This window comes from Quisquiliibacterium sp. (assembly GCF_982640115.1).
In genome coordinates this window covers 1-3,251 of the sequence record NZ_CEXFHW010000284.1, presented here as the reverse complement: position 1 = coordinate 3,251, position 3,251 = coordinate 1, and the positions used below count along the sequence as shown (strand labels likewise).

The 3,251-nt window shown below is 68.3% G+C and carries 3 protein-coding genes; 1 reads left to right on the top strand and 2 read right to left on the bottom strand.

Annotated elements, in window-relative coordinates; translation table 11 throughout:
- A partial coding sequence (locus AC2H6A_RS18960) for a YdcF family protein (RefSeq protein ID WP_484275276.1) occupies nt 1-589 on the bottom strand: 589 nt, incomplete at its 3' end.
- A 71-nt stretch (nt 590-660) separates the two neighbouring features.
- On the opposite strand from AC2H6A_RS18960, the gene AC2H6A_RS18955 reads away from it, so the two are divergent.
- Complete coding sequence (locus AC2H6A_RS18955; RefSeq protein ID WP_484275275.1) at nt 661-1,626, top strand: tripartite tricarboxylate transporter substrate binding protein; 966 nt, start codon at nt 661-663, stop codon at nt 1,624-1,626.
- A 134-nt stretch (nt 1,627-1,760) separates the two neighbouring features.
- On the opposite strand, the gene AC2H6A_RS18950 is transcribed toward AC2H6A_RS18955, so the two are convergent.
- Nucleotides 1,761-3,251, bottom strand: a 1,491-nt coding sequence (locus AC2H6A_RS18950; RefSeq protein WP_484275274.1) for a PhoX family protein, incomplete at its 5' end; no start/stop codon positions are given.

The following is a 3,251-nucleotide window of genomic DNA, read 5'->3' as shown; positions in this document are numbered from 1 at the left end:
TCTCCTCGAACAGGTGCAGCGCCCGTGGCATGTGGAAGGCCGAGGTCACCAGCAGCACCCGGGTGCGTGACTTCTGCTGCAGCAGTTGGGCCACCGCATAGGCCTCGGCTTCGGTGTTCACCACCTTGGCCGTGGTGTGAAGTGCGATCTCCGGCACCCCCAGAAGCCGGGCGTGGCGCATGAGCACATCGCCCTCGGGCGGGGCGCCCGGCGCCCAGGGTGCCCAGCCCCCGGTGAATACCAGCAACGGCGCCTTGCCAGCGCGGTAGAGCGCAATGCCGCCCCAGAAGCGGTCGCCATCCGTCCACTCGCTCACGGCGGCCGGCCCCGGCGCGATGTCGCGCCCTTCGCCCAGCACCACGATCGCATCGGCCGCCGGCATCTCGGCGGCCTCCAGTCGCGGACCGCGGCCCTCCACCAGGGTCATGAGCGCATCGGAGAGCACCGGCGTGCTGCACAGCCAGAACAGCGCAAGCGCCGTCCACACCGGCCAGCGCCGCCGCAGCAGCAGCCCGCCGAGCAGCAGCAGGATGATCAGCCCGGTGGGCAGAATCAGGACCGGCAGGATCTTGTGTAGGTAGATGCCCATGCCGGTACGATAGCAGTGCGCAGCGGGCGCTCCGCCGCGCCCCCTCTGTCTTGCCTCAGGAGCCGTTCACGATGCATCGCCGCCAGGTCCTGCTTGCCGCCGCCGCGCTCACTGCGCCGGCGCCCGCCGTCTTCGCACAGGCGTTTCCGACCAGACCCGTCCGCTTCGTCATGCCCTACGCGCCCGGTGGCAGCTCCGAGATCCTGGCCCGCCCGATCGCGCAGGAGCTCACCCGCAACCTCGGCCAGTCGGTGTTCATCGATTTCAAGCCAGGGGGCGGCACCACCATCGGCGCCGATCTGGTGGCCAAGTCGGCCCCCGATGGCCACACCATCGTGATGATGCTTTCGGCGCACGCCATCAACGCCACGCTGATGCCCAAGCTGCCCTACGACACGGTCAGGGATTTTGCCCCGATCACCATCGCCGCCACCCTGCCGCTGGTGGTGGTGGTGCCGGCCCAGTCGCCCATCCGCAGCTTCCAGGACCTGATCGCCACCGCGAAGGCGCGGCCGGGCAAGCTCACCTTCGCCTCGGCCGGCCCTGGCAACACCAGCCACCTGTCGGTGGAGTACCTGAAGTCGCAGCTCGGGCTGGACATGATCCATGTGCCCTACAAGGGCAGCGGCCCGGCCATCATCGGTCTGCTCGGTGGCGAGGTGGACTTCATGTTCGACTCGCTTTCCTCCTCGCTGCCGCAGATCAAGGGGGGCAAGTTCCGCGCGCTGGCCATGGCTTCGAGCAAGCGCTCGCGCATCCTGCCCGAGGTGCCCACGGTGGCCGAGTCGGGCGTGCCGGGCTTCGATGTGTCGGTGTGGTACTCGGTGCTGGCCGCTGCCGGCACGCCGGCGCCCATCGTGCAGAAGCTCAATGCCGAGATCATCCGCGCCATGAAGGCCCCCGAGGCCCGCGAGAAGATCGAGGGCTTCGGCTATGACATCGTGGGCAACAGCCCCGCCGAGGCCGATGCGTTCATCCGCGCCGAGATCGTGCGCTGGGCCAAGGTGGTGAAGGAGTCGGGGGCGACGGTGAATTGAACTGCGCCCGAGGGATGATCGGCCTGATGTTCACGGCCGGGTCTTGCGCCCTGAAAGCTTGCGGCCGATGTTGCCAGGTCACCCGGGCACACCGATGTTCGCCGGAGCCGCCTCACGGCGGCCCCGGCCGGGGATCAGACCCCGATCTTGTTGCCGTCGGTGCGGGTGATCACGATGGTGGCCGAACGCGGGCGGCCGGCTGCACCGTAGGCCTTGTTGCCCGGCCACTGGCTCTCGTAGGTGAAGTCGGCGGCGCTGCCCAGCGCGGCGGTGTTCTCGCCGGGATGCTGGATGTTCACGAAGAGCGTCCTGCCGTCGGGTGACTCGGTCAGGCCGGTCACCTCGGCGCCCTTGGGCGCCACCAGGAAGCGGCGCAGTTTGGTTTCGCCGAGCGCGGCGCCCAGGAATGTCTCCTGGGTGCCGGTGACCGTCGCGCCGCTCACCACCATGCTGTTCTTGACCGTGACCTTGCCGCCGTCACCCACGCTGCCCGGAATGGCCGCCAGCAGCATGCAGTTGGTCTCATCGGTGAAGGCGCCGTCGTCGGTCTGGATCCAGCAGATGCCGGTGGCCTTGCTGAACCACAGGCCATCGGGGGAGGAAAACGCGTTGCCGGCCGTCAGCTTGGACAGGTTCGCCTCCCCAGCATCCTCTTCGGCACCGAACAGGAAGATGTCCCAGGTGAACTTCGTCGAGGTGGCTGCAAAGCCGTCCTCGCGGAAGCGGATGATGTGGCCGTTAGGGTTGCCCATGCCCTTCTTGCCATCCACGTCCATGTAGGCGCGCGGGTTGGCGGCATCCACCCGCCCTGGGGTGCGGTTGGCCGCGCTGTTGTTGGTCAACGCGAAGTAGACCTCGCCGTTGCGGTAGTTGACGGCGCCCCACTCGGGGCGGTCCATCTTGGTGGCGCCCACCGCGTCAGCCGCCAGCCGGGTGTGGATGTAGATGTCGGCCTGGTTCTCGAACTTGAAGCCGGCGAAGTTGGCAATGCGCGGGTCGGCGAAGGTCAGTTCCACCCACTCACCCTGGCCGCTGGCATCGAAGCGCGCTGCGTACAGCTTGCCCTCGTTCAAGTACTTGTCACCCGCCGCGATGCCGCCGCCGATGTCCTTAGGGTCCCAGGCGGCGGTGCTGACAAACTTGTAGATGTACTCGTTGCGCGCGTCGCAGCCCATGTAGAAGGCCAGGGGCTTGCCCGCCTCAGGCAGGCTGCACACGGCGGCCTCATGCGCGAACCGGCCCATGATCACGCGCTTGGCAGGCGTGGCGTTGACGTCCAGCGGGTCGATCTCGACGTTGTAGCCGAAGGTGTTGGCCTCGTTTCGGAAGTCGGCCTCGGCGTTGCGGCCAGGCGCTGCGGCGTTCCAGCGCGAAAAGCGGTCGTCGGTGGCGGAAACCGTGTGCCAGCCCTGGCTGATCGTCCGCTGGAGATTCGCAGCGGGCGGCGCGCTGACCACGCCATAGCGCCGCCGCGAAGCCAGATCACGGGGAGAGAGGGCGGCCCCGCCGGCCGTCATCCCGAAATAGAAGGCCCAGTTCTCTTCACAGCCCAGGTAGGTGCCCCAGGGCGTCTTGCCGTGGCCGCAGTTGTTCAGGGTGCCGCGGGCCATGCCGCCGGCGGTGTC

Bases quoted from the DNA above. Each gene is read 5' to 3' on its own strand.
- AC2H6A_RS18955 (WP_484275275.1), top strand. From the start codon at position 661: ATGCATCGCCGCCAGGTCCTGCTTGCCGCCGCCGCGCTCACTGCGCCG.